30 protein-coding genes are annotated in these 23,708 nt (G+C 37.6%); 18 read left to right on the top strand and 12 right to left on the bottom strand.

What is annotated here, in order from left to right; genetic code table 11:
• The first annotated feature begins 224 nt into the window (after positions 1-224).
• The 3 genes from BTN98_RS05975 (at position 225) to BTN98_RS05965 (ending at position 2,294) form a co-directional block, all read left to right on the top strand.
• A complete protein-coding gene (locus BTN98_RS05975) occupies positions 225-1,028 on the top strand; it encodes a PhzF family phenazine biosynthesis protein (protein ID WP_060999167.1) in 804 nt (267 codons plus the stop codon).
• A 131-nt stretch (positions 1,029-1,159) separates the two neighbouring features.
• Positions 1,160-1,852, top strand: coding sequence for a pseudouridine synthase (locus BTN98_RS05970; RefSeq protein WP_060999165.1), 693 nt, complete (start codon positions 1,160-1,162; stop codon positions 1,850-1,852).
• A 70-nt stretch (positions 1,853-1,922) separates the two neighbouring features.
• Positions 1,923-2,294, top strand: a complete 372-nt coding sequence (locus BTN98_RS05965) for a hypothetical protein (RefSeq protein WP_060999163.1) — start codon at positions 1,923-1,925, stop codon at positions 2,292-2,294.
• A 125-nt stretch (positions 2,295-2,419) separates the two neighbouring features.
• Here the strand turns inward: BTN98_RS05965 and BTN98_RS05960 are convergent, their stop codons facing one another.
• Positions 2,420-2,827, bottom strand: a complete 408-nt coding sequence (locus tag BTN98_RS05960; protein ID WP_060999160.1) for a nitrous oxide-stimulated promoter family protein — start codon at positions 2,825-2,827, stop codon at positions 2,420-2,422.
• A 238-nt stretch (positions 2,828-3,065) separates the two neighbouring features.
• Here BTN98_RS05960 and BTN98_RS05955 point away from each other — a divergent pair, with 238 nt between their 5' ends.
• Both BTN98_RS05955 and BTN98_RS05950 read left to right on the top strand, forming a co-directional pair.
• Positions 3,066-3,359, top strand: coding sequence for a hypothetical protein (locus BTN98_RS05955; protein ID WP_005367981.1), 294 nt, complete (start codon positions 3,066-3,068; stop codon positions 3,357-3,359).
• 281 nt (positions 3,360-3,640) lie between these two features.
• Positions 3,641-4,279 (top strand): thiopurine S-methyltransferase, encoded by a 639-nt coding sequence (locus tag BTN98_RS05950; RefSeq protein WP_060999159.1) that lies wholly within the window; start codon positions 3,641-3,643, stop codon positions 4,277-4,279.
• Between the two features lie 75 nt (positions 4,280-4,354).
• Here BTN98_RS05950 and purT read toward each other — a convergent pair whose 3' ends face one another.
• From purT to sbcB, 7 genes are all read right to left on the bottom strand, one after another.
• Positions 4,355-5,530: a formate-dependent phosphoribosylglycinamide formyltransferase gene (gene purT / locus BTN98_RS05945; protein ID WP_060999157.1), complete on the bottom strand. Its 1,176-nt coding sequence runs from the start codon at positions 5,528-5,530 to the stop codon at positions 4,355-4,357.
• A gap of 162 nt (positions 5,531-5,692) precedes the next feature.
• Positions 5,693-6,568, bottom strand: coding sequence for a DMT family transporter (locus BTN98_RS05940; RefSeq protein ID WP_060999156.1), 876 nt, complete (start codon positions 6,566-6,568; stop codon positions 5,693-5,695).
• Between the two features lie 132 nt (positions 6,569-6,700).
• The gene (gene cdd, locus BTN98_RS05935; protein ID WP_060999154.1) at positions 6,701-7,588 is read right to left on the bottom strand and encodes a cytidine deaminase; all 888 of its coding nucleotides are present in this window, start codon (positions 7,586-7,588) and stop codon (positions 6,701-6,703) included.
• A 215-nt stretch (positions 7,589-7,803) separates the two neighbouring features.
• Complete coding sequence (locus BTN98_RS05930; RefSeq protein WP_060999152.1) at positions 7,804-8,490, bottom strand: CidB/LrgB family autolysis modulator; 687 nt, start codon at positions 8,488-8,490, stop codon at positions 7,804-7,806.
• Entirely contained in the window at positions 8,487-8,831 is a 345-nt protein-coding gene (locus BTN98_RS05925) for a CidA/LrgA family protein (protein ID WP_060999150.1), read from the bottom strand. Before BTN98_RS05925 ends, BTN98_RS05930 begins: the two co-directional genes overlap by 4 nt.
• Before the next feature lie 118 nt (positions 8,832-8,949).
• Positions 8,950-9,474: a hypothetical protein gene (locus BTN98_RS05920; RefSeq protein ID WP_060999148.1), complete on the bottom strand. Its 525-nt coding sequence runs from the start codon at positions 9,472-9,474 to the stop codon at positions 8,950-8,952.
• 167 nt (positions 9,475-9,641) lie between these two features.
• Entirely contained in the window at positions 9,642-11,063 is a 1,422-nt protein-coding gene (gene sbcB, locus BTN98_RS05915) for an exodeoxyribonuclease I (protein ID WP_060999146.1), read from the bottom strand.
• Positions 11,064-11,242: 179 nt separating this feature from the next.
• On the opposite strand from sbcB, the gene BTN98_RS05910 reads away from it, so the two are divergent.
• From BTN98_RS05910 to BTN98_RS05895, 4 genes are all read left to right on the top strand, one after another.
• On the top strand, positions 11,243-12,406 hold the full coding sequence (locus BTN98_RS05910) for a tyrosine-type recombinase/integrase (protein WP_060999145.1): 1,164 nt from the start codon (positions 11,243-11,245) through the stop codon (positions 12,404-12,406).
• A gap of 160 nt (positions 12,407-12,566) precedes the next feature.
• Complete coding sequence (locus tag BTN98_RS05905) at positions 12,567-13,016, top strand: hypothetical protein (RefSeq protein ID WP_105029966.1); 450 nt, start codon at positions 12,567-12,569, stop codon at positions 13,014-13,016.
• Entirely contained in the window at positions 12,973-14,232 is a 1,260-nt protein-coding gene (locus BTN98_RS05900; protein ID WP_167390199.1) for a metallophosphoesterase family protein, read from the top strand. Before BTN98_RS05905 ends, BTN98_RS05900 begins: the two co-directional genes overlap by 44 nt.
• A gap of 2 nt (positions 14,233-14,234) precedes the next feature.
• Positions 14,235-15,071 carry an HAD family hydrolase gene (locus BTN98_RS05895; RefSeq protein ID WP_060999141.1) on the top strand — a complete coding sequence of 279 codons (837 nt, stop codon included), beginning with the start codon at positions 14,235-14,237 and terminating at the stop codon, positions 15,069-15,071.
• A gap of 72 nt (positions 15,072-15,143) precedes the next feature.
• On the opposite strand, the gene BTN98_RS05890 is transcribed toward BTN98_RS05895, so the two are convergent.
• The 4 genes from BTN98_RS05890 to BTN98_RS05875 all read right to left on the bottom strand — a co-directional run bounded on the left by BTN98_RS05890 (position 15,144) and on the right by BTN98_RS05875 (position 16,924).
• Positions 15,144-15,485, bottom strand: coding sequence for a helix-turn-helix transcriptional regulator (locus BTN98_RS05890; protein WP_060999139.1), 342 nt, complete (start codon positions 15,483-15,485; stop codon positions 15,144-15,146).
• 13 nt (positions 15,486-15,498) lie between these two features.
• Positions 15,499-15,879: a hypothetical protein gene (locus BTN98_RS05885; RefSeq protein WP_060999138.1), complete on the bottom strand. Its 381-nt coding sequence runs from the start codon at positions 15,877-15,879 to the stop codon at positions 15,499-15,501.
• 13 nt (positions 15,880-15,892) lie between these two features.
• Positions 15,893-16,093: a hypothetical protein gene (locus BTN98_RS05880; protein WP_060999134.1), complete on the bottom strand. Its 201-nt coding sequence runs from the start codon at positions 16,091-16,093 to the stop codon at positions 15,893-15,895.
• Positions 16,094-16,255: 162 nt separating this feature from the next.
• Positions 16,256-16,924, bottom strand: coding sequence for a LexA family protein (locus BTN98_RS05875; RefSeq protein WP_060999132.1), 669 nt, complete (start codon positions 16,922-16,924; stop codon positions 16,256-16,258).
• A 101-nt stretch (positions 16,925-17,025) separates the two neighbouring features.
• Here BTN98_RS05875 and BTN98_RS05870 point away from each other — a divergent pair, with 101 nt between their 5' ends.
• The 9 genes from BTN98_RS05870 (at position 17,026) to BTN98_RS05830 (ending at position 23,676) form a co-directional block, all read left to right on the top strand.
• Entirely contained in the window at positions 17,026-17,253 is a 228-nt protein-coding gene (locus BTN98_RS05870) for a helix-turn-helix domain-containing protein (RefSeq protein WP_060999130.1), read from the top strand.
• 52 nt (positions 17,254-17,305) lie between these two features.
• Positions 17,306-17,875, top strand: a complete 570-nt coding sequence (locus BTN98_RS05865) for a toxin YdaT family protein (protein WP_060999128.1) — start codon at positions 17,306-17,308, stop codon at positions 17,873-17,875.
• Positions 17,876-17,922: 47 nt separating this feature from the next.
• Positions 17,923-18,801 (top strand): hypothetical protein, encoded by an 879-nt coding sequence (locus BTN98_RS05860; protein ID WP_060999125.1) that lies wholly within the window; start codon positions 17,923-17,925, stop codon positions 18,799-18,801.
• Entirely contained in the window at positions 18,798-19,523 is a 726-nt protein-coding gene (locus BTN98_RS05855; RefSeq protein ID WP_060999123.1) for an ATP-binding protein, read from the top strand. The genes BTN98_RS05860 and BTN98_RS05855 overlap by 4 nt, the downstream gene beginning before the upstream one ends.
• Positions 19,520-20,107 (top strand): hypothetical protein, encoded by a 588-nt coding sequence (locus BTN98_RS05850; protein ID WP_060999121.1) that lies wholly within the window; start codon positions 19,520-19,522, stop codon positions 20,105-20,107. Before BTN98_RS05855 ends, BTN98_RS05850 begins: the two co-directional genes overlap by 4 nt.
• Before the next feature lie 200 nt (positions 20,108-20,307).
• The gene (locus BTN98_RS05845) at positions 20,308-21,450 is read left to right on the top strand and encodes an HNH endonuclease (protein ID WP_060999119.1); all 1,143 of its coding nucleotides are present in this window, start codon (positions 20,308-20,310) and stop codon (positions 21,448-21,450) included.
• A gap of 332 nt (positions 21,451-21,782) precedes the next feature.
• A complete protein-coding gene (locus tag BTN98_RS05840; protein ID WP_105029964.1) occupies positions 21,783-22,352 on the top strand; it encodes an SLATT domain-containing protein in 570 nt (189 codons plus the stop codon).
• Between the two features lie 6 nt (positions 22,353-22,358).
• Positions 22,359-22,571, top strand: coding sequence for a hypothetical protein (locus BTN98_RS05835; RefSeq protein WP_105029963.1), 213 nt, complete (start codon positions 22,359-22,361; stop codon positions 22,569-22,571).
• Complete coding sequence (locus BTN98_RS05830; RefSeq protein WP_105029962.1) at positions 22,513-23,676, top strand: reverse transcriptase domain-containing protein; 1,164 nt, start codon at positions 22,513-22,515, stop codon at positions 23,674-23,676. Before BTN98_RS05835 ends, BTN98_RS05830 begins: the two co-directional genes overlap by 59 nt.
• Positions 23,677-23,708 lie beyond the last annotated feature (32 nt).

The following is a 23,708-nucleotide window of genomic DNA, read 5'->3' as shown; positions in this document are numbered from 1 at the left end:
TATAAAGAGATTGTATTGGTTTGTGGAATGGTCCAATTACCAAAGTTGCGCGATATTAGCCTAGCTTTGCAAATGCGCCAAACAATATTTATTAAATTAATCAATTAATTGAAGTAGCGCTCATTTAATGCCTTATAGGTATATAGTGATGTGTCTAGATTGGTAGTAATCGAGGACTTTTTCTGTTGTAGTAAGAGAGTAAACATTATTGTTAAGGAAAACTGATGGAACTCTCAATTTATCAAGTAGATGCATTTACATCACAGCCTTTTAAAGGCAACCCAGCAGGTGTATGCATTACCCAAACGGCACTTGATGATGATTTAATGTTAGCGATTGCCGCTGAAATGGCATTACCAGAGACTGCTTTTTTAGCGCTTGATGACTTTAACCTGCGCTGGTTTACACCAACCGTTGAAGTTAAATTATGCGGACATGGCACATTAGCGGTTGCCCATATTCTCAAGCAGCACTACGACGTTACCCAAGGTCAACAATTGGTTTTTAATACTTTGTCTGGGGAATTAGTCGTTACGATAAATGCCAATAGCATTGATATGAATTTCCCTGCAGCACACATTGACTCAACGTTTATTCCAACACCTGCTTTATTGACTCATTTAGGGTTAACTGCCGATCAAGTACTGAGTAGTCACTTTTTTAATGGTAAGGCATTAATTGAAATTGCAAATGAAGCTGATTTATTAGCATTAGCACCTAATTTCGATGGTTTGAATAGTGTAGGTGGGTTATCAGCAGTGGTAGTTACCTCACCGTCAACAACAAATACGACTGATTTTATCTCACGCCATTTTGGGCCTTGGGTCGGCATTAATGAAGATCCTGTAACGGGAGCGGCACATTGTGGATTAGCGGTTTTTTGGGGCAATAAGTTAAATAAAACTCGATTAACCGGCTATCAAGCATCATCACGGGGTGGTGAGGTTAAGATTGAGCTATTAGGTAATCATCGAGTGATGCTTAGTGGTCAAGCTGTAACCGTACTAAAAGGCACAATGTTGATATAACGCTATTAGGGGTTATTGATAATGCGGTGAGATTAAGCCGTGGAAGACTAAATATTAGTGTAAGTGTTGCTTATTACTGACGGACAGGGATAATCATTGCTCTTTTAATAAAGAGAAAGAGCGATATTTTTATGCGCCTTGATAAATTTGTTTGTAAAAGTACCGCACTTACTAAAGAGCAAGCCATTGCCGCCATTATTGATGGCGAAATAATGGTCAATGGTGGTGTTATCACTGACACTGCAACTCAAGTACATGAAAATAATGATGTGAGACGAGCAGGAGTGCGACTCTATCCTCGTCCATTTCGTTATCTATTAATGCACAAGCCAGCACAGACCATTTGCTCGAATATTGATGAAGTCTATCCGTCATTGTTTAATTACATTGATATAGAACGTCCACAAGAACTCCATATTGTAGGGCGGTTAGATGCAGATACAACAGGTTTAGTTCTGATTACAGATGATGGTCGGTGGTCATTTAATATTACTTCTCCCAATAAACTATGCCCTAAAGTATACCGAGTTAAACTTCGTCAACCCCTTGATGCAAATGCGAAACAGTTATTCGCACAAGGCATTCAGTTACAAGGTGAAACCCAGCTTACCGCACCAGCCTCATTAGCTATTATTGATGAAAAACAGGTGTTATTAACCATTACAGAAGGTAAGTTTCATCAAGTAAAACGTATGTTTGCAAGCATTGGCAATAAAGTTGTTGGCTTACATCGTGAGGCGATCGGTGATGTAACGTTAGATGTTAGCGAAGGTCAATGGCGCTATTTAACCAGTGATGAAATTAAGGCATTACGTCAACAATAAATACTAACAATGGTGCGATACCGTGATCTAAAATAGATATCGCAGTATGTAATTTAATGAGGATAAATCGGTGAAAAAAAGTCAATTAGGTTTTCTTGTGGTGGCAGCAACACTGCTTTTAGCTGGCTGTAATAGCGAAGCAACTGTGACTGCGACTCCTGTGAAAAATGTTGATACTGTATCGGTCACATCACCTGAAGATATTGATGTATTTTGTCCAACGGGTATTTGTACTTTTGAATTATCAACTTCTGCGCCAACAAAAGTAACCGTTACTATGCACTATGATTACAGCAAACTTTACACCAAAATCGAAGGAGTAAGTGTTGTTGGTGATGGTGCAAAAGACGCAAAAGTGGTTGATGAAGATCAATTTACTGTTGAACTAACCAAAAAGAATACCCCTGTAAAAATTGAAGTGATTGATTTTTACCGTAACTAAATAGCTTCGGCTGGAATATCATTAAGCAGTCTTTACTTATCTAAAGGCTGCTTTCTACATCTCCTCATACATACCTTTCATTAAAATAATCACTTAAAGCTCAAGAAAACATTGTTCTATAATTGCTATTTATTAGTTATTAATGTTTTTCTTTTTTTATGATTAGATTGCATGTCTTTGGTAAGTGGCGGTAGTGCTTTTTTATCATGGACTAAATGCCTGATTGCCATAATAGGGTGCTTGAGTAACATTTTAGGCCCTGAATAACGCATTATCGTTTGTGATTTGAGCTTTTGTTGTGGCTTATAACAATGGATAGGGCATTGTTTACAGCTGGGTTTATTTTCGCCATAAGGGCATCGATCAAGACGGTGTTTTACATAGCTTCTAAATTGCTCACAATCAGTACAGCGCTGAAATGGAGTGGTATTAGTTTGATGGTGATTTAAGCAATAAAAGTCAATCATTGCAGTTATGGTAATAAATTCAGTATTAAGTGTACCAGATAGACAAAAGTCAGTGTTTTTATCCACGTTTGTCACCGTTATGAGTAAAAGGAATTATTCTAACGCTTATAAAGATGCATTTTAAATAAAAGTTTCATGAAAATGATAAATTATGATGATAAACTCGCATTACTTTAGTGATAAGTATCAAAAATGTTTACAAATTGATAAAATTAATGATTAAACACAAGAAACATGCCGAGATGGCTTGATTTAACGGGAGTTGAGCAGTAGTATCCACGCCTCGATTTTTATGGTGGTGTATATGAGCAGATTTGAGTGCCTTGAAAGAATTGTCGACGAATATCGTAAAAAAGTTCGTGACGCAGAGTTTAACCGTCAGAACGATAGTGAAGTCGCTAAAGTTCTAGTTTTATTAGTCGGTAACTCAATGTTCAGTCTGGCTGATGAATTTGCTGATTGGGTTAATCGTGGCGGTGATCGTAGCTACGGCGGTAAGTTTTTTGTTTCTAAGCAACTAATGACATTGCTAGAGCCAGTAACTTTCCGTGGTGTAACGGTTCGTCGTGATTCGATTAAACTATTCAGAATTTCATAAACCTGAGTGGCTTCCAATCGTTATTCAATGACTCTCCGATAGAAAAATTGAAAAACAGATTTTTGATCTAGCTGTTTAGCGTGGTCAATAAAAAGGGGATGCGGTGGCATCCCTTTTTTGTTGATTATAGTTAATTAGTATGTAGCTTTACCTGCTTGCCTCTATTTGTTCCTCCTATTTTCCTGCTGTCCCTATTTTTCACTGAACTTAATCCTTGAGTATCAATACCGACTTATGGTCAACTAACACCAAATAAAATATATAAAAAAAGAAGGTAATTCATGGACGCTGAATTTTGGCATAGCCGTTGGGCTGAAGATCGGATTGGTTTTCATCTGACCGATGTCAATCCGTTGTTGGTGAAATATTGGCCTCGGGTTAATGCTCAACGTGATGATCGAGTGCTTGTTCCTATGTGTGGCAAGTCAGAAGATTTAGTTTGGTTAGCGACGCATCATAACGATGTGGTTGGTATTGAGCTAAGTGATATCGCTGTTAAAGCGTTCTTTGCTGAGAATCTCTACACGCCGTTAGTAACAGGGGTAGGGAGCGAACATGTGTATTCTTTTGATGAGATCACGATTTATCAGGGCGATTACTTTACCGTTCCTGTCGCGCCAGTTGATGTGGTTTATGATCGCGCCGCTTTAATCGCCATGCCACAAACAATGCGTGAACGTTATGTAGAACGTTTATTGAGTTTGGTAAAGCCAGGTGGACGAATTTTATTGATAACACTCGATTATCCGCAGTCACAAATGGATGGCCCTCCGTTTTCTGTACCTGAAGCTGAAATAGCAACGTTATTCAAAGGTTGCAAGATCACTCATTTAGCGCGTGATGACGCAGATGAAAACCATCCTCGTCGTCGACAGGGAGTAGAACGTTTTGCTGAAGAAGTATGGTTAATTGAAGTCTAATTAATACTAATGCGGTGAGATAAATAACAAAGGCGTCATTATGACGCCTTTGTTGTCTTTATTGCGCCGCTAAGGCTACATAATGACCTTAACGTCTGCTGCTGTGGCAATAGCATCAGTGACAGCAGTATCGATGTCATCACGGCGAGTGAGTGCAACACCGAGGCGACGGCGACCATCGATTTCAGGCTTACCAAAAAGTCGCACTTGTGTTTGTGGACGCGATAACGCCGTAACAAGGTTATCAAATCGAATATTGGTCGATACGCCTTCGGCAAGAATAACCGCTGAAGCTGATGCGCCATAATGCGTAATTTGCTCAATCGGCAACCCTAAGAAAGCACGAACATGGAGTGCAAACTCAGACAACTGTTGAGAAATAAGAGTCACCATACCAGTATCGTGTGGACGTGGAGAAACTTCACTAAATAGCACAGTGTCACCTTTAACAAACAGCTCTACGCCAAACAAACCGTAACCACCTAATTCGTTCACAACCTTCTGAGCAACGTCCTCTGCCGCTTTTAGAGCAGCAGCAGACATTTGTTGTGGCTGCCATGACTCACGGTAATCACCATCTTGCTGGCGATGGCCGATAGGAGCACAGAAATGAATACCATCAACAGCACGCACAGTTAGCAGCGTAATTTCATAATCAAAATCAACAAAGCCTTCCACAATCACACGACCGGCACCCGCACGGCCACCTTCTTGCGCATAATGCCAAGCTGATTCAATATCGGCTGCGGTTTTGATCACGCTCTGACCTTTACCTGATGAGCTCATGATAGGTTTAACTACGCATGGCATACCCACACGGTGAACAGAGGCTTCAAAATCCGCGTATTGATCTGAGAATTCGTAAGGGGAAGTTGGAATAGCTAATGTTTCAGCGGCTAAACGACGAATACCTTCACGGTTCATGGTTAGTTTGGTCGCATTAGCTGTTGGTACAACATTGATACCTTGGCTTTCAAGTTCAACCAGAGTATCAGTTGCAATCGCTTCAATTTCAGGCACTACAAAATGGGGTTTCTCTAGTGTAATAATGCGTTTCAGAGCATCACCATCTAGCATATCAATCACATGGCTACGGTGGGCAACCTGCATTGCTGGTGCGTTCTCATAACGATCAACGGCAATGACTTCAAGCCCAAGGCGCTGACACTCAATAGCAACTTCTTTACCTAGCTCACCAGAGCCAAGCAGTAATACACGGGTTGCATCAGAACAAGTAGCTGTACCAAACATTGATATTCCTTACGATTAATCATTAAAGGTGAAATCTGAAACCAATAATACCTTATTTAAATCTTTGCGCAATCGTTTGCTTTTGATCTAATTAAGGCTTGAGCATAACGATTAATAAAAAAAGAATAAAAAAACCGCTTATCATAAGCGGTTTTAAAAAGGTTATTTTTTGCGATTTTCCCAGTGGGTAATAAAGGCAACCGAGAGAATAATAATCGCCGCACCAAGCCAGAGTCGACCAGGAGGTGCCCAACCAAACACCAGCCAACCACCTAATACGTTTAGCGGTAATTTTGCATGGTCAAATGGCTGAACAAAAGAAGCATCGGCCACTGCGTAAGCTTTTGCAATTGCCCATTGTGCTAAGCCTGTAAGGAGACCTGCTAGAATTAATAGCCACCAGCTAAAGCTCACTGTTGGCATAGTAAAATCTGGCGCGGCTAAAAGAAGGTTAAACGGCGTCATTAAAATAAGCAGATACATCACGATAGTGGTTGGCGACTCATGGCTTGATTGCTTTTTCACCATTAAAGAATAAGCAGCCCAGAAGAACGCTGCGCCAACAGGCAACAAGGTCGCGATATTAAAATCTTCAGACCATGGCTCAAGAATTATCATCGCACCAACAAATCCGGCTAAGGTAGCAAACCAGCGTGCTTTACCTACTTTTTCTTTTAGAATTAGCCCAGAACCGATAGTGGCAAATAGCGGTGAAATCATCAGCAACGCAATGCCTTGCCAAATAGGTACTGGGTAGGCCAAGGCCCATAACCATAATTGAATACCAATAACCGCAAAAAACACCCGTAAACAGTGTAGCCAAAAGTGATTTGTTCTAAGCGATTGACGAATACCAAGAGTACGCAACCAAGGGAGCATCGCGATCAGCGCAATGAAATATTGGATCAAAGCAACAGAGGTTGAAGGAACACCCATTTTGATACTAAGGTACTGGGCTAAACTGTTCACGATAGCGAACGCGAGCCCAGCTGTAAGCATCCATGCTGCGCCTTGCAAAGGATTATGTGTTTGAGACATTGACATTGGCTTCTAATAATAAGGTGGCAAGATGATACGCTTTTGATGTTTGATAGCCAACATTGTTCAAGTTTAGTTAACAAAAAACCGCCATGAAGGCGGTTTTTTTGTATTTTTTAAACAATTATCAGTTTAATAAGCAACATAGGTTAGTTGCACATCTGGGTTCAGTGCTTCTAATAATGCTTGAGTGCGTGCAAGTTGGCTTATTTGGCTTTCAGCACTTTCTACTAATGCCGCTTCAACAATTTCAGAAAGCGGATAGTTAGACATGTTCATATTAATCAATGCAACTTGCAGTGGTGGCAAGCTTGGGTTAAATGCTGCGTTTTCTGCATACATCCCTTCAAAAACACGACCGTCTTGAGCTTTTAATGCTACGCCACTGAAGTTTTTAGAATAAGGTGCGTGTGAACGGTTAGCCGCTTTACAAGCAGTAACAACCAATGCTGCATCTTCTTCGATATTAATACCGTTATCAATGTCACTTAACAAGCCATCTTTAATGCCTAAATCAAGTGGACCAAATGAATCTGGTAAATATTGCTGTAATGTCATTGGTTCACGTTGCGGCAGCTGAATGATCATATCTTTAGCTGAGGTTAATTCATTCATGAACTGACGACAGTGGCCACATGGGCTGTAATTGATAGTGACATCTTTAATGCCTGCTTCACCTTTGATCCATGCATGGCTGATCGCAGATTGCTCAGCGTGAATGGTACAAGCCATACTCGCGTTTTCAAATTCCATATTGGCACCAAAATATAGGCGACCAGATGTGCCACGCACAATCGCGCCAACATAGAAATTAGAAATAGGCACAACAGCATAAGAAGCAGCAATAGGAAGGAGAGCCAAGCGAAGTTCAGTATCAGTCATTTGAGTCGTTGATAATAAAAGTTCGAATTGCTCAGGACTGATAGTGGAATCGAAATCTGAAGCTTCAATAATAGGCTTTAAAGCTGACGCCAATTCAGCAGGTAATAAGCTAAATGCTTTTATAACACGTGCGTGCATTGGGTGTTACTCCTTCATTGTTGATGGCAAAACATTCTATGTGAATCATATTCCATTGGAAGTGATCTTGATCACATTGTTAGCTTTGTCATTACACCCATTACATTTGTGAGAGTGGCGTCACACTTGTTATTGCAATCAACAATACAATATTTCAATAACTTAGCAATATTTAACCATATCGATCAATTTATGCGCGATTGCAAAAGTTGCGATCAAGCATGGCCAAACAAGCGCAATAACAATGGGAACATCAACGGCGCTAATAAGGTTGTCATAATGCCGCAAATCACCAAAGCTAATGAGCTAAATGCACCTTCTTGATAGTTTTCTTCCACCGCTTTTGCTGTGCCTAATGCATGTGAAACCGTACCAATCGATAAGCCTTTTGCTAAAGGATGCTTAACGCGAAATAGTTTCATTATTGGATAGCCCAATACTGCACCAAATAAGCCGACAATAATCACCATTGCAGAAGTGATCGCAGGAATACCACCAATCTGTTGAGAAGCAGCCATTGCTAGTGGGGTTGTGATTGATTTAGGTAAAATACTCGCCGCTAGTTGCGCATCAGCACCCATAGAAAACGCAATCGCAGTACCAAATGTCATCGACAGTACGCTACCAACAAAACATGAGGTTAAAATCGTTTTCCACTTACTGCGAATTAAACCAATTTGTTGATATAACGGAAATGCCAACGCCACAACCGCAGGGCCCAATAAATAGTTAATGACTTCATTTTGCGCAAAATAGGTTTGGTAAGGTACTGCTAACCATTTTAGCGCAACGATCATCACAATAAGGGTGATTAAAAGGGGATTAAAAAAAGGGTTTTTTATTTTCATTGCTAGATAGCGTGCAGAATAGAAGCACACTAAGGTTGCTACTAACCAGATCATGAGTCTTTTTCCTTATGGTGTACCGCCAAGCCAATCACTATTAATACAATAATGGTGCTTCCAAGGGTGCTAGCAAAAATGATTGCTGCATTGTTTTCAATTACCCCTAAGTAATTCATTAAACCGACACCCACAGGCACAAATAACAATGCCATGTGTTTGATTAATAAATTACAGGTACTTTCCACCCACTCAGCACGGCAAATGCCAGTGACAAGGCCGAAAAAGAGGATAAATAAACCGATGATACTGCCTGGAACTGGTAATCCAGAATAGTGTTGAATGACTTGTCCTAAAAAGAAACAAATCATAACGATAGCAAATGAGCGTATATAATTCATAGGGATTACAACTCTAAAATATTTCATTTATCATACAAATAAACATGACAATTGTCACACTAATTTTTTTACGATTAATGAACTATATTTGTTTTGGTTTATAAAACAAGCACCAATGTTATTGAGTTGTCATAATCCACCAGCCAAACAGTAGTATAAAGGTAATTATCACAACTGTTGTAATGATAGTGTATTTTATGTTAATTGCTTGATGTAAATAATTTTTTTGATTTTTATTACTGATAATGGGCCAAGGAGAAGCAGATTTTAAGGATGGTGTTTCGTTGCGGACAGCTGTGGTATTCGGTAACGATACTCGAAAGCCATAACTTGGAATAATATAAATAGGTATTGCCATTTTACCGTTACGGAGTAATTTTTTTGACAGTGATAGCAATAGAATATTGAGATCGTATTGGTGATCGCCACTTTCTTCATAGGCATTGGGGTAGGTAAAAGTATAACGGTATATTGATTCGGTGCTAACCACTTCACCCGCGAGATAACACAGAGAGGCTAAAAAGCGTGACTCGTCATCAGTTAATAGGGTTTGTTGATTATCATGCCATCGAAGAAGTCTATTTTCAGGAATGAAATCAATACCTTTAAAGCGATAACATTTTGCTGCTGTTTTCGTCGTCATTATTCCACCCACCTGTAAACGCCTCAAACACAACATCACTCGATAGCATTAAGTGTTAACCTAATAACGAAAATCATCAAATTGCGATTCTTATTAATAATAAAAAAGCCTGTCATAACAGTAAGATGACAGGCTTAATGAGCACTTGATAATTATAAGGTAATGAATTACATCAACTTATTAATATAATCATAGAGTGACTTCATGATCTTCATTTTGTGTTCATTAGACTGGCAATCAAGCGCTACCGCTTCAAAGTTTTCCATGTATTTACCCATGTTCTCTTCAAAGAAATCTTGGCAATGGTGTTTCCAACGTTGCTGTTCTTGATAGGTTAGCGTTAAAGGATAATTACGCGCACGATAGCGGAACAATAACGGTTTAATACGCTCGTCATCGACATTAATTTCTAAGGTTGCTAATGAATCAACTGCAGTTTCACGAATAATATCCATCGTAGAACGATCAGCGGTAGAGAAGAAGCCATCGTAAAGCATAGTATCAACGTTGCCATTATTAGCGTATTCACGTTTAACATTGAACATTTCAACCAGCTTTTCGCGTACTTCAGGGTGTTGCTTCAATAACGCTAAATGTTTAAGACATAACTCGCGATCAATACCTAATCGAGCCGCATCTTCAGCTTTAAGGGTTTTTGCAGGCGCAAGCACAGGGCACTTATTTAAATGCACTTCTTTGATTGGCACCGGCAGTTCATCAGGCCCAAGATCGATTCGCTTAGTGTATAAACGCTCACGCAGTTGCTCGGCATCAAGCTCAATTAATGGGGTTGGATCTTGGGCAAGGTTAACGCAGATCACCGCATTTTTATTATCAGGATGCCATGCCAGCGGCACAATCCAACTGGTATTGCCACACTCAGTACCAAACATGCCAGAGATATGCACTAATGGCGTTAGTTCGACAATATCAATCAAGTTTTGTAATTGACGCTTATTGCGCAAGTTAAACAAGTAGTCAAACAGCTTAGGTTGGTTTTGTTTTAAAATCTTTGCCAGCTCAATAGTGGCGTATACATCTGCCATAGCATCATGAGCATTGGCGTGTTCAATACCATTAGCAATTGAGAGTTTCTCAAGCTTAAAGCTCGGACGACCTTCATCGTCAGTCGGCCAGTTAAGCCCATCAGGACGCAATGCATAACAGGTACGCATAATGTCTAATAGATCCCAACGCGAGTTACCATTTTGCCATGCCCAACCATAAGGATCATAAAAGTTACGGTATAACGTATAACGGGTTACTTCATCATCAAAGCGAACATTGTTGTAACCAATCACGCAGGTATTCGGCTTTGATAGCTCAGCATGAATTTGCGCAATAAACTCAGGCTCTGATAAACCTTTCTCCATCGCTTCTTGGGGTGTGATACCCGTAATTAAACAGGCTTCAGGCGAGGGAAGGTAATCGGCTGGTGGCTTACAATAGATCACCAAAGGATCACCGATAATGTTCATCTCCATATCGGTACGCACCCCTGCAAACTGGCAAGGGCGATCATTTGCTGGACTAGCACCAAAGGTTTCGTAATCAATCCAGTATAGTGTTGGCTCGTTTTTCTTGTTCATAGTATTTTCCAGAAGCCATGTGTGTTGTATTAAGTAATTGTTATAACTATGGCTTTTCGTGATATACTGTGTGTATATACAGTAGTTAATTCCAATTGAATTCAGCGTGGGATTTGCATTTGTGTCCTAATGTGTGTCCCTAAATCTGAGCCTGTGTCCTAATTTAAAGGAATAGCGTAATGAGCCTGACAGACCGACAACTTAATCTTATATCAAAGCAAGACACTTATGACGGTAAAGCTGAAATTAGTGATGGTGAAGGGCTCGTTGTCCGCATAACACCCCAAGCTAAAATCTATTTTGATTACCGTTGCCGCTTTAATAAAAAAAGCCTAAGAATTCGTATAGGTAAGTATCCCGTAACTAGCCTTAAAGAGGCAAGGCGAAAGCATAAATTAATGATGGAATTGAGAGAATCTGGTCGAAATCCCAACATTGCTTTAACGGGCGAGCTTGAATTTATCACTTTAGATGATTGTGTCGCGTACTGGCTTAAACATTATGTCCCTCAATTAAAAGCGGGTACTCAGGCTCTTTATCGCTCGTTTGCTAAAAATTATCTTATTGGTGCATTCCCTGAACGTAATGTTGAAACGATACCAGCCAGAGAGTGGATGCAATGGCTAGATACGATTAGCCTTGATAAACCCAAAACCGCTAATTCACTATTCACCAAGCTAAGAGCCTGTTTAAATTTCTGTAAGAGTAAGTTCATTATTGAAAAAACGGACTTAGACCGTATTAAAAGACAACACGTAGGTAAAGCACCAGAAGTAGGAACCCGAGTACCAACGTTTTCAGAACTCAGTATGATTTGGTTAGCCATCGAACGCAGCCGCGCCAGTTCATCTAATAAAGCGTTGCATCAACTAACCATGTTGTGGGGTAGTCGTCTTTCAGAGTTGCGCCTTGCGCGTCGTAGCCACTTTGATATGGAAGCGGGTATATGGACGGTACCGAAAGAGCTTAGTAAAACCAATACGCCAATAAGACGCCCAATTCCAACGAAAGCAAGGGCGATATTAGAGCGAGTAATGGCTACTTATGATGATGTGCTTTTCCCTGGTGGTGATCTTGATAAGCCGATAACGATTTCAGCGGCTAACCGTTATATCCGCCGTATTAGAGATGGTTTACCCATTGAAGATTGGCGTACCCATGATTTTAGACGTTCGCTATCCACCGGTGCATCAGAGCTTGGTGTAATGCCGCATGTAGTAGAGAAGATGCTTGGCCATGAGCTTGGTGGGGTATTAGCAGTTTATAACAAACATGATTGGTTGAAAGACCAGCTAGAAGGGTACGAGCTGTATGCGGAGAAGCTGGATAGTTATTTGAAGTAGAGTCATCTAGCTTATTAACTTTTTTGAATGATATATATATATTGTTATAGATTAATGATTTATGGTAGATAGAAAATACTTTGATATTTAAGACTAAATAATCAATATCAAGTATATGAGTAAATATTTTCGCCAGTTAGAATAAAAAGGAATAAAAAAGATGTTGGTGCTTCGATTCCGAGATTTAGTGACTCAACCAGGAGATACAATTAAATTACATCAAGACATAATTGAAAAGGATGGTTATGTTTATTGGGGATGGTGGTCAAAAGCTGGGGAGAAATGTCCATCAATTTTTCTAGACTATCAGTTAGAATTAGCTCCTTTAACAAAAGAGATTTTTCTTTTTGATAGTGGTCAATCTAAACTGTATAAAGCTGTTTTATCAGAATTGAAATTTGATAATTCACCATCAGGAATGGATTGCCCTGATAATTTTGCTTGTGCGCCTGAATATTATCATCAACAGAAATTTAAAGCTTGGTTTAAACTTGGTTCTATTATTGAGGTTAAAGAATCAGAAGTTTCTAACACTCTTCAAAAATATAGTTATGATGATAATAATCATGGGCTATTTTTGGAAAAAAACACATTTCAAGACTTTTTTTAATAAAAAAGTTATCAGTCTAGATGAACTTAGACATCAAGATCGAACTATTTGGTTTTTTAAACATTTTGAAAATGGACACTCAGAACATGAGATCCTTTTATATAATAGTAATGCTGTTATTCCTACAGTCTTTCCAAATAATTATGTAAAAGTAAATGACTCAAAAATCCATTGGGTTAGTGATTTACATTTTTCTGAAGGTGCAAACCAACATGGGTTTAATAATCAGCTTCTAAATTCAAGTTTGTATTCAATCATAGAAAAAGAATTTAAATATACGTTGAATGCGTTAATTGTATCTGGTGATATGACATGGAGTGCATCTAAAGATGAGTTTGATCAAACTGTTAAATTTTATACTGATTTGAGTTCTAATACACAATTGGATCTAAGTAAAATTTGTTTTTGTCCTGGTAACCATGATTTATCCTATCAAGGTACATTAACTGGTGAACAAAAAGAAGCTTTAGAAAAATTACATTTATTACAACGAGGAGAGAAAATCACAAAGGAAGGTGGATTAGAAGGTAGAGATAATTTAACGAAAGATGAAATTAGTAGCTTGCAGTCGTTAGAAACTACAGAAGTAGCTAAAGATGCTTATGAGCAACATTTTGTTACCGTGACATCAGCTAAGCCTAATGAATTCTTGTCTATGGGAAAAAAGTTTCTAATAAATAATCAAAGGGCTGTTGAAATATGCCTACTTAATTCAAATCGAATGCAGCAATATAAATATTTATTTCAAGGAAATGGATTTATTGGAGAGGATCAACGATCGGATGCTGCCCATGAAATGGGATGGACTACTTCTAAAGGCTATGGGGCTTTAAGGATCGTTGTATTGCACCATAACTTATTACCAGTTGAATATAGTAATATCCCTTATATAGGTTCATCTCCAGGTAGTTATGTTTATGATTCTCAAGCAACTTTAAAATGGTGTTATAAGCATGATGTTGATGTGATCTTGCATGGTCATACGCATCAACGAAGTGCTATGAAGCTGAGTGATTTTGATATTAAAAATAACATCACAAAGTCGGTGTGGATTGTAGGTTTAGGTAGTACAGGTGTCCATCATTCACATATTGTGCCAACCCATACTAATCAATTAGCTGAATTGGATTTCTCTAATAAACATATAGAAATACAGTTTTATGATATTGTTAATAACGAAGTGGTTAGAAGTGGTGAATCTCTAAAACTGGAATAACAATGAAAAAATTATTGATAACAGATCTTGATAACACATTATATGATTGGGTGACGTTTTATTCTCAGTCTTTTGAAGCTATGGCTCTGGCTTTATCAAAAAAAATAGATGTTCCGTTAGATGTAATACTTAGTGAGTATAAGGAAGTTCATCAAAGGTTTGGTAATACAGAAAAACCTTTCGCAACTCTAGAACTTCCCTCAGTAATTAAATATTTTGGTAGAGCCGATAAAGAGTATTTGCAGAGAGAACTAACATCCGTTTTTGGTGCGTTTAGTGCTAAAAGGAAGGAAACATTAAAGCTTTATCCAAATGTGAGGAAGACACTTGAGATCCTGAGCGCTAATGGAGTTAAAATTGTAGGGCATACAGAAGCACTCGAATTCAATTCCTTATATCGTATAGATAAGCTCAATATTTTAGAGTTTTTTGATCATTTGTATACACTTGAAGATAAAAATAGTATTCACCCTAATCCTAAGAAAGCGAGTTCAATTTCAGTTAAAGATGATTTTATTATCAAACTACCAGCGGAAGATTCAAAGCCAAATCCTGAATTATTAAAATATATTTGTTTAAAAGAGGGAGTTAGCGTTGAAGATACTATTTATGTAGGTGATTCATTAACGAAAGATATATCAATGGCAAAAGAAGTCGGTATGACTGCTGTATGGGCTAATTATGGAAGAAACTTCTCACCGGATTGTTGGAAAATTTTAGTTCAAATTACTCACTGGACTAAAAAAGATGTACTTAGAGAAGAAGAGTTAAAAAAAGCCTTCGGTAATGTTAAACCAGATTTTATTATTAATGATTTTTCTGAAATTTTAACGTTATAGTCAGTCATAATTTATCCCTGACTGTTATTACCAAAACAAACAAAGCGATCTCTCACCAAGATCGCTTTGTTTCTAAAATCGCTTTCCAAACCTGCTAGTATTATCTTTCCATTCTTCAACGGCTGAACGTAACCAACGTAAGGGCATAAGCGTAATTGGTTCAGGGAAGCCGCGTGTTTGTCGCCACTTATAAATGGTTGCTCGACTTGTGATTTGAAACATCTCTAAAACTTCAATGTGACTAATTAAAAGATGCGTTGATTGCTCATTAAGTTCAGCATAAGTTTTTGCTGGTGGCGGTGAATCAGGTAGTTGCTTTTGTTGTTTACTTTTATAGTGTGACGGTGTCACGTTTAAGCTGTTTTCTGTGGTATATGAGATGTTTACAGTAGGGTAGCTGTTGTAATCGAACATGTTTGATTCCTTATTAGCATGTTGTACTAACAAAATTGGAAAGACGAACCCGATTCATGGTGTGCCAGCAACGAGCATCACCTTGAAATAAGCCTCCCGCCTTTAATTTTGCACATCCTTCCGGTAATGACTCACCACAATGCTGGCAAGTACCTAGTGATTGTTTAATTTGTTCCATCTCACCATGAATACGATGGATCATTAGTTGTAATGCTTCAGTGTTATCACAAGCTGTATTGGGATAAGAGAAGAATTTACAGATCTCATTGAGCCGTTCGATCTCCATATTGTTTAATGGGAGAGGGAAACTGGTCACGCCATTAGTTTTGCGGTTATCTCTCAAACGTTGGGCGCGTTTACGTGCTTGTTCACGTTTTTTATCATTAGTAGTCATAAGCCGAGATACGTTATAGAAAGTGAATAGCTTCATGAGCAAATTGCTCGACAAGTTCTTGGGTGATGTCAGTTTCAAGTGGATAAGATTTTGAGACACCCCAACCAGTTGTTGGATTTGGAATGATCAACAGTTCCCAACATTCTTGCCAATCACTATTACGTGATTTAATGAGTTTTACTGCCCCTTGAGCAGTATCGAAATGAGAACACATTGATCATTCATCCTTGTATTATGAAGCTATGATAAGTATTTAATTCACGTTTTGTGTAACATAAAGATACACACGTGTTTATCATGTCAACACAAATCGTGAATTTAAAATTTAGGCATAAAAAAACCGCCAGGAAGGCGGTTCATGTTTATGTGTTACTGATCAAAACAGTTTTAGTTTGGCATCAATAACAACCCCGATAATTTTGCAATTACCGTTAATGGGTAAAGTCGGGTATTGAGGGTTTAGCGGTTTTAAGAATCGTTGGCCTGCATCGATAACTAATTTTTTGAACGTGGCTTCATTCACATCAGTTAATTTAGCTACAACCAATGAACCATTTTGGGCTTCTCGTTCGGCATCAACAAGAACCAGTGTTTCTTCTGGAAAACTGATACCACTTGATGATGTCATTGAATCACCATGAACACGAAGCCAGAAACAATTAGGGCTTGTGCGCTCAGTCGTACCGTACCATTCGCTTATTTCATCTTTCAAGTAAGGCTCACACGCTTCTGTCCATGCACCAGCTTGAATTGAACTTAAAACAGGGAATGATTTTTGATAGTTCGGTTGGATATCAATAGTGGTGACATTGGCAAAACTGGTTAGCTCATCATCATCAAATAAAATCTGATAGGGCTTAATGCTTAAATGTTTAGCCAACATGTCAGCATCATCTAAATTAATACTTCTTAATCCAGACTCATAGTTACTGATACGCGAAGGTCCCCAACCACAAAGTTCGGCTAGGTCTTTTTGGCTAATGCCTTGTTTTATACGGAGCTGCTTTAAACGCAGTCCTACTTCAGTCTTTTTATCCATATTCATAAAATATCACGAAGCGTGAAATTAAATAACACACAATTTGTGATATTTGAGTTGATAATAATTCACGAAATGTGTATCTTGACGGTAACCAAGGAGCTTTAATGAATCAAATCGCACAGCAACGGAAACTGCTTAATATTTCTCAAGCGGAACTCGCTGGAAAATTAGATAGCGGTCCATCTCGAATCTCTAATTTTGAAGCATCAATTAGAAAACCCAACTTAAAAACCTGTTGGATGATCGTGAATGCACTCAATGAGTTAGGTGCAAATTGTACCTTTGAGCAAGTATTTCCTAATCCTAAACAAAATAGTAACGAAACAATCTGATTATAGATGATTGTCCATCTTCTGGTTATTTATACAGTTAAGGAAAACCCGCATGTCAATTCAGAGCCTAAAAAGCGTTATGCGTAACGCTGTTGAGGGATGGCGTACTGAAGTCAGTAAAGAGTTCATTGCTCAAAAAGTTGCCCGTCAATATCACAACATGGATTTACCGTTTGAAGTTGATGCACAACGCAAGCAATTACTTAAACCGGTAGGGGCTGATGATAAGAACAACCAACAAAACTTTTTCCGTTATTTAGAACGAACCAGTATTGAAGCCAAAGCCACCATGATGGATTTATTACCGGCTATTTTGGTTGCCTTACCTAAACAACGAGCTTCTGATGCGCTCAATGCGTTTTTAAATCCACTTGGGTTTTCCGTAGCAGTAATAGGAACGGGGAGTGAAACACCTAAACGTGATCAGCTACTGGCGATGTTTAACAAAGAATCATCCGAAGCATTGTCATCGTTATTGTTGCTACCTGATAACGCCACCGTAGAACAGCTTCGTGCTGCTTACCGTGAAGTACAAGAAAGTGAAGGCTCTCATAAACCTTTACTGGGGTATTTAGAAACCTTAATGACCGCTAAAAACCACAAGGTTGGCAGCCATGAATAAGTGTTATCAAGCTATCAACATTACATCAATACAGGTACGGGGGCGGTATGTCAGGGTTATTTAACGCAATACGTGAGCTATCAGGTAATGAAGCTAATATCAGTATTCCGCGTGTTTACATTCGTTTTTGTAACGGTGATTTAAACCAAGCTGCAGTGCTTTCTCAGTTAGTGTTTTGGTCAGGCCGTACCACTAGAACAGATGGTTGGTTCTATAAGCGTCATGAGCAATTGGCGGATGAATTAGGCTTCTCTGTGGATCAAGTTCGCTATGCATTGAAGAAGCTAAAAACACGCTTAAATGATTGCCTAGAAACCGCCCGTAAGAAGGCAAATGGTGTACCGACAGTGCACTACAAATTCAATGAATCAAAGCTAATGGAAATCATCTTTTTTAGTCAACATTCCGATTCGGTAAATTTACCGAATGGAAACGGGAATATTACCGAATCCATTCGGGGATCTCACCGAAACCTAGGAAACGGGAAAATTACCGAATCCATTAACAGATCCAATACAGATCCGATAAAACAGATCAATAACCCTGTAGTCCCTTGCGAGGATGCTTATCAAGATTCTCAAATCACTGAGCAATCACAACCAGCACCACAGGAACGTAACACCAAGCCTGTTCGTGTTCAGCGTAAATTGAAAACCGAACTGGCAGATGATTTCACCATCACCGAGTCGATGCAGCAGTGGTACTCAGCACAAGGATTTACACTGGATGCACAAGCGGCAACGTGTCAGTGGGCGGATGCGATGAAAGCCCGTGATTGTAAATATTTAGATTGGGTAGCTGCTTGGCGTAACGGCATGCGCAATGCCAACAAGTGGGCAGCAGAGCGTACTAACAAACAAATCTCAGCCACACAACGAATGGGTGCCAGTGATGGCAAATATGGTCCACCGGAGGATTATCGATGAACATCATGCAACGTTTAGCGCAAACCATGCCAGCCCATGTGAAGCCATACACTTACGAGCAAATGCAAGCCATCCGTCAGCGTGAAGCCGATGTGGTCGCTAAGAATCTTTATGAGCAAAACCAACAAACACGAGTGTCAAAAGCATTAGGGCGTTCAGGTATCAAGAAGCGTCACCAACACTGCAGCTTTGATAACTTCGTGATTCAGAATACAGGGCAGCAACATGCGTTCAATGAATCAAAAACGTTTGTAGATAATTTACTGAATGATCGTGCGTGTGGTGGTTTCATCTTTGCGGGTACATCAGGTACAGGTAAAAACCACTTAGCGTGTGCGATTGCCAATCAAGCACTTCAGCAACGCCGATCAGTGGTGGTGATCACCGTTGCCGAATTGATGCTTAAATTTCGTGATACTTACCGTCAAGACTCAGCAACCAGTGAAACAGCACTGATTCGTTTTCTGAGTAATGTCGATTTGCTGGTGATAGATGAATTGGGCGTTCAGCACAACAGCAATAACGAGCGAGTAATGATAAACCGCATCATTGATGAACGTTATACCCTAGAAAAACCAACAGGGGTGATTACCAACCTTCAGAGTGATGAACTTATAACAACTTTAGGCCGCGCAGCTGTCGACCGCATTATGGAAGACGGTAAGTGGGTAACGTTTAATTGGTCAAGTTTTAGAATTAACAAAGGAACACAACCAGCATGAGAATCGAAACCCTGTTGAGTAAATTTGCGATTAAAGGGATTAATTACGATCCTCAGTCTGGTGGTGGTAAAGCGTTATTGTCTGCAGAAGAACAATTGGCGGTAGTTGGGTTATGTTGGCATGAATCACCAGTAGGGTGGTTGGTCTTGTTTGTTGAAGGGCTAAGAGATGTCCATGCACTTAAACAACTGCAAATAGCGACTAGGGGTGAAACATTACGTTTAATGGAAGATTGGCGCGGTGTTTACCCTGAAAAGGCGTTAGCAGCGTTATGTGCGACTGCTATTGCTGAAGCGACTCAACAGAACGGCCAAGTGTGTCCAGAGTGTAATGGCAGTGCGATTGTGGTGGATAAGAACCGTAATCGTTGTAAGTGCCAATGCTGTAAAGCTGGTCGTATTGTCTGGACGCAAGAAACTCGCTTTGCGTATTTTGCTCAGGTTTTACCTGTGACTTATAGCCGTTTTAAGCGTTATAACGTGGTGTTGAGTCAGTTGGTGTTTTGGCTAGTTGAGAATAGGGCTGTGGCAGTGATAGCGATGGAAAGGCAGGTTGAGAGGGAAAATAGTGAACTTGTAGCTTAAAATAATGCACAAAAATGCTTTTGACTGATAATATTATGCAATAGAAGCCATAGGTTGCTTGATGCACTTCTATATAGTCGGCTTAAATTCAATCTGTGAGATGAATTAAGTTATGATAAAAGTTGATTAAACTACTTAGTATATTTAATTAAACTTCTAACTAATGCCATATAGGTATGTATTTTTATTTTAGAGGTTATATGAGGACGTGCATATATTGTCGAGAAGATAAGGCAGAAAATGAGTTCACATTAGAACATGTACTTCCTCAGTTTATTGGGGGAGCTTCTGCTCCTGATTTTTTGAAAACACGTGATGTTTGTAGATCGTGCAATAGTAATTTGGGATTGTTTGTTGATGCTGGTTTTGAAAAAGATTTTTTAGTACATAATTATTTAAAATTGGCGGCACATGCTTTTTATGATCCAAGGAAACCATCAGGTTTGCCATTTATGTGTATGGGTATTTCTGAATTGCAACCACCAGAAATGACGGATAATGAAGTATGTGAATTATGGGCAGGTCCTTTAGGTGAGAGAGTTTATTGGATTAGAACGAAAGATGAGCGTTTATTTTGGTATTCAGGGGGGAATCCTAGAACAGCCAAGAGTAAACATAGTAGAGCATATTTTATGTTTTCAGAAAATTCACAAAAGGATACAACACTAACGTGGTTTAGTTTTAGGGATTGTTTTGATGGAAAGAAGGTGAGGAAAGTAATTTGTGGAACTGTTGATGGAGCAAATCCATTAGATATTGGATTCTATTCTCCTGATGAATTAGATAAGCTCAGAATTAAATTCTTTTTAGATAAAGCAAAGAGCGGCTATAGAGAGAAAGGGCGCGCAGCAATGTATCTTCATTGTGACCTTCGATTTTTAGCTAAAACAGCAATTGGAGTAGCTTATTGTTTACTTGGAAGTAAGTCTTTAACTACTCAATATTCTAAAGAGTTAATGAAAGCATTATGGTATCGACAAGGAAGTGAATTACCAAAAGTTAATTTTGGTCGCAGCATGGAAGATAACAATGATAACTTACTAACATCAATGTTAAGTTGTGATAATGCAGTAACGTTGACTATATTACCTAACCCTATTGGGCTTGGTATTAATTTTAATATTTCGGGGACTTTAAATTGGGTTATTCAATGCGCTTTAACTGAAGATATATCAGTTGAAGATAAAGAAAAAATTGGTAATGGTTTTGTTATTATTTTATTTAAAAACTTGAAGAGAAGTATCATGTTAGACTATTCTGATTTTTTAGATTATAAATTGGGCAATCTTCAGCATGATGAACTAAATATCATTTATAATGAAATGAATAAAAATAATAATTAACTTGTTTGGTTGTGATTTTTATGATTATTAATTGTAAATCATTTGATCTATTATTGTTTGTTTTCGTGTGATTTGTCATAATATTTGAATTTTCATAGAATAAGGAATTGATTTGTATGTATGTAACATGTAGCATTTGATTGCTCTGGTGGGACGGTCATTTATGACTGTTTAGTTGTTCTTACAACTAAGGTTCATATATTATATATATGGGCAAATCTAATCTCTACACTTTGGTGTTTGATTCCTCAAGGCGCTATTAATAATTAATTAGCGTGTTATACATAGTTATATGTACCCACCAGAGCTAATACATTCAATGGATGATTTACATGGATATAGCTCTAAGTACTGCAATAAATAAGTTACGTAATCAAATTTGGTTTACCAGAAAATCTAGAATCAGAGCTTCAGAACGGATTCTTAAAAATCATGTTCACTCTAATTCTATTCTTATATGGTATTCATTTTTAACGTTTACATTATCTATTTTTTTAATTAAACCCAATTATTTAGGCGATAATGCTGATGTCGTGATGACAATTGCAACAGGATTTGTTTTTACATTATCTCTTTTTGTTCCGCAATTAGATATGAAAAATAGATATGAAAAACTTAAAGATAATTATATTCAATTACAAGGTCTAACTTTTGATCTTGATATTTGTAAAACAGAATATCAATTGAATATTATAAATGATAAATATTTAAAATTATTAATGTCATCTGAAAATCATAAGAATAGTGATTTACAATATTTTATAGCTTTTGAATCTGATGCAGAATGCAATAGAAAGTTAAAGGGAATAGAGTGGGGTGAAATTGTTCTTAGAGTTATATTTAGATGGTTATTTTTTACAACAGCATATTTTTTACCTCTTTTAATTATATTTTTTTGGTAGTATGTAATGAAAGCTTATGAAATATTTAAAAAAAGATTTTCTAAAAAGAGTTTGATTGATATATATCATAAATATATTATTATGACACCATCAACAGGGATTGATGGTAAAAAAGCAGATATAAAATTTGATATTAATTATGAAGTTAATATTATTATAAATAAGATTAATAATAATACATATACATTTAGCCGATATAAAGAAAAAACTAATATCTAAAGGTTCAGGAAAAAATCCAAGAGTAATATCGATACCGACTGTCAGAGATCGAATAGTATTAAAAGCCCTTCATCTTGTATTGAAAGATCTTTATCCTGAATGTGCTAAAACATTAATCCCACAATTAATGTTAGAAGATATTTCTCAGCAAGTGAAAAATGAAAGATTCAGGTCTTATATTAAGATAGATATAAAAAATTTTTATCCAAGTATTAATCATGACATATTGCTATCTAAGATTAAAAATAAGATAAGAAAGAAAACACTAAGAAGCCTTTTAATAAAAGCTATTACTAATAAGACTGGTAATAATAAACCTGATTCTGGAGTTCCTCAAGGTTTATCTATATCGAATATATTAGCAGAAATATATCTAAAAGATGTCGATGCTACGTTAAATAATAAGGGTTTCAAATATTATAGATATGTTGATGATGTTCTTATTTTTTCTAATGAGATAAATCCAAAAAAAACATTAGATGATATTATTGTTCTATTTGATAAAATTGATCTTGAATGTCATGATTACAACTTAATTGGTAGTAAAACGAAGTATTCAAGATTAACCGGTACATTAGATTTTCTTGGGTATGAAATAACTAATAGAAAGCTAACAGTCAAAAAAGAAGCAATAAATAAAATTGAAACATCTATTGCCAATATAGTTACGTCATATAAATATACAAATAAATTAAAGCCAAAATATATTAACAATAAGCTTAATTTAAGAATTACTGGATGTATATTTGAAGGAAAAAGAAGAGGGTGGTTATTTTACTACTCTCAAATGGAAGATTGTAAGGTTCTATATAAACTAGATAATACAATATTAAATATAATCAAAAAATCCAACTTGACTGATGTACTTATACCGAAGAAGTTTTCTAAAACATTTATGGAAATGAAAAGGAATAAGTTAGAAAATCATAAATATATAATTAATTTTGATGGATATAATATTGATGAAAAAAGAAAACTATTAGCTCAATTTATGGACCCTGCAATATTATTGACCTTAGATGATAATACAGTAGATCGGATTTTTTCTAAGAGAGTTAGGCATTTAGTTAAAGATCTTGAAGAAGACTTACGAGAGAATAGTTAGTATTGACATTAATTCAAAATATAGGCAATATT

The organism is Photobacterium aquimaris (genome assembly GCF_002954455.1).
Classification (GTDB): Bacteria; Pseudomonadota; Gammaproteobacteria; order Enterobacterales; family Vibrionaceae; genus Photobacterium; species Photobacterium aquimaris.
The sequence above is the reverse complement of the archived record's forward strand: the minus strand, read 5'-3'. Positions and strand labels throughout refer to the sequence as shown.

Coding starts and splice junctions, on each gene's coding strand:
- BTN98_RS05975 (WP_060999167.1), top strand. CDS start 225: ATGGAACTCTCAATTTATCAAGTAGATGCATTTACATCACAGCCTTTT.
- BTN98_RS05970 (WP_060999165.1), top strand. CDS start 1,160: ATGCGCCTTGATAAATTTGTTTGTAAAAGTACCGCACTTACTAAAGAG.
- BTN98_RS05955 (WP_005367981.1), top strand. CDS start 3,066: ATGAGCAGATTTGAGTGCCTTGAAAGAATTGTCGACGAATATCGTAAA.
- BTN98_RS05950 (WP_060999159.1), top strand. CDS start 3,641: ATGGACGCTGAATTTTGGCATAGCCGTTGGGCTGAAGATCGGATTGGT.
- purT (WP_060999157.1), bottom strand. CDS start 5,530: ATGTTTGGTACAGCTACTTGTTCTGATGCAACCCGTGTATTACTGCTT.
- BTN98_RS05940 (WP_060999156.1), bottom strand. CDS start 6,568: ATGTCTCAAACACATAATCCTTTGCAAGGCGCAGCATGGATGCTTACA.
- cdd (WP_060999154.1), bottom strand. CDS start 7,588: ATGCACGCACGTGTTATAAAAGCATTTAGCTTATTACCTGCTGAATTG.
- BTN98_RS05930 (WP_060999152.1), bottom strand. CDS start 8,490: ATGATCTGGTTAGTAGCAACCTTAGTGTGCTTCTATTCTGCACGCTAT.
- BTN98_RS05925 (WP_060999150.1), bottom strand. CDS start 8,831: ATGAATTATATACGCTCATTTGCTATCGTTATGATTTGTTTCTTTTTA.
- BTN98_RS05920 (WP_060999148.1), bottom strand. CDS start 9,474: ATGACGACGAAAACAGCAGCAAAATGTTATCGCTTTAAAGGTATTGAT.
- sbcB (WP_060999146.1), bottom strand. CDS start 11,063: ATGAACAAGAAAAACGAGCCAACACTATACTGGATTGATTACGAAACC.
- BTN98_RS05910 (WP_060999145.1), top strand. CDS start 11,243: ATGAGCCTGACAGACCGACAACTTAATCTTATATCAAAGCAAGACACT.
- BTN98_RS05905 (WP_105029966.1), top strand. CDS start 12,567: ATGTTGGTGCTTCGATTCCGAGATTTAGTGACTCAACCAGGAGATACA.
- BTN98_RS05900 (WP_167390199.1), top strand. CDS start 12,973: ATGGGCTATTTTTGGAAAAAAACACATTTCAAGACTTTTTTTAATAAA.
- BTN98_RS05895 (WP_060999141.1), top strand. CDS start 14,235: ATGAAAAAATTATTGATAACAGATCTTGATAACACATTATATGATTGG.
- BTN98_RS05890 (WP_060999139.1), bottom strand. CDS start 15,485: ATGTTCGATTACAACAGCTACCCTACTGTAAACATCTCATATACCACA.
- BTN98_RS05885 (WP_060999138.1), bottom strand. CDS start 15,879: ATGACTACTAATGATAAAAAACGTGAACAAGCACGTAAACGCGCCCAA.
- BTN98_RS05880 (WP_060999134.1), bottom strand. CDS start 16,093: ATGTGTTCTCATTTCGATACTGCTCAAGGGGCAGTAAAACTCATTAAA.
- BTN98_RS05875 (WP_060999132.1), bottom strand. CDS start 16,924: ATGAATATGGATAAAAAGACTGAAGTAGGACTGCGTTTAAAGCAGCTC.
- BTN98_RS05870 (WP_060999130.1), top strand. CDS start 17,026: ATGAATCAAATCGCACAGCAACGGAAACTGCTTAATATTTCTCAAGCG.
- BTN98_RS05865 (WP_060999128.1), top strand. CDS start 17,306: ATGTCAATTCAGAGCCTAAAAAGCGTTATGCGTAACGCTGTTGAGGGA.
- BTN98_RS05860 (WP_060999125.1), top strand. CDS start 17,923: ATGTCAGGGTTATTTAACGCAATACGTGAGCTATCAGGTAATGAAGCT.
- BTN98_RS05855 (WP_060999123.1), top strand. CDS start 18,798: ATGAACATCATGCAACGTTTAGCGCAAACCATGCCAGCCCATGTGAAG.
- BTN98_RS05850 (WP_060999121.1), top strand. CDS start 19,520: ATGAGAATCGAAACCCTGTTGAGTAAATTTGCGATTAAAGGGATTAAT.
- BTN98_RS05845 (WP_060999119.1), top strand. CDS start 20,308: ATGAGGACGTGCATATATTGTCGAGAAGATAAGGCAGAAAATGAGTTC.
- BTN98_RS05840 (WP_105029964.1), top strand. CDS start 21,783: ATGGATATAGCTCTAAGTACTGCAATAAATAAGTTACGTAATCAAATT.
- BTN98_RS05835 (WP_105029963.1), top strand. CDS start 22,359: ATGAAAGCTTATGAAATATTTAAAAAAAGATTTTCTAAAAAGAGTTTG.